General features: G+C 71.6%; 1 protein-coding gene. It reads left to right on the plus strand.

Features of this window, described 5'->3' with window-relative positions; all coding sequences use genetic code 11:
* Nucleotides 1-1,201: ComEC/Rec2 family competence protein (locus AC1DYN_RS32635; protein ID WP_477966971.1), on the plus strand; the 1,201-nt coding region annotated here is incomplete at both ends.

Consider the following 1,201-nt stretch of genomic DNA (forward strand, 5'->3'; position numbering starts at 1 on the left):
GGCCTGGGACGTGTTCAACCGGACCGGCATCAGTCATCTCGTCTCCATCTCCGGCCTGCACATCACGATGCTGGCGGGTCTGGGTGCGTGGTCGATGTCGTGGCTGTGGCGCCGCTCGTTCTTCACGGGTGCAAACCTGCCATTGCACTTGCCGGCGCAGAAGGCGGCCGCGCTGGCGGGTGCCGTGGTGGCGCTGCTGTACGTGCTGCTGGCCGGCTTCGGCGTGCCGGCCCAGCGCACCTTCTACATGCTGGCGGTGGTCGCGCTCGCGCTGTGGTGCGGGCGCATCGCCTCGATGTCGCACGTGCTGTGTCTCGCGCTGGGCGTGGCAGTGCTGCGCGATCCGTGGGCGATGCTGTGGCCGGGCTTCTGGCTGTCGTTCGGGGCGGTGGCGGCGATTCTGTATGCGTGCAGTGGCCGCCTCGGCGTGCCCACGCGCGGCTGGCGCGCCGGTCTCGTGGTAGCGGCGCGCACCCAGTGGGCCGTCACGCTGGGCCTGGCGCCGCTCACGCTGCTGCTGTTCGGCCAGGTGTCGCTGGTCAGCCCCCTCGCAAACGCGGTGGCGATTCCCGTCATCAGCCTGTTCGTCACGCCGCTGGCCCTGGCCGGCAGTGTACTGCCGTCACCACTGGCCGATCTGGTGCTGGGCAGTGCGCACCTGGCGATCGCCGTCCTGGTGTGGCCCCTGACATGGTTGTCCGCGCCCGCGCTGGCCGTGTGGACCGCGCCCGCGCCGACACCGTGGATCCTCGTGCTGGCCCTGGCCGGCACTGCCTGGATGCTGGCGCCGCGCGGCTGGCCGCAGCGCTGGGCGGGTCTGGCAGCCTGGACGCCGCTGCTGACGCACCTGCCGCAGGCGCCGACGGCAGGCCGGTTCGACGTCACGGCGTTTGATGTCGGCCAGGGCATGGCGCTGCTGGTCGAAACGCAGCACCACCGGCTGCTGTACGACACCGGTCCGCTGTACGCGCCGGGCGCAAGCGGCGCCACGCGCGTGATCCTGCCGTACCTGCGCGGCCGGGGCATCGGCCGGCTCGATGCGCTGGTGATTTCACACAGCGACCTCGATCACGTCGGCGGCGCCGAAGCGGTTCTGAAGACGGTGCGGGTAGGGCAGCTGATCTCGTCACTGCCCGATGGCCACCGGCTGCTCGGCAAGACCACGCACCCGGCCCGCTGCAGCGCCGGCCAGGCCTGGCAC

The organism is Rhizobacter sp. P2_D12 (assembly GCF_056404395.1).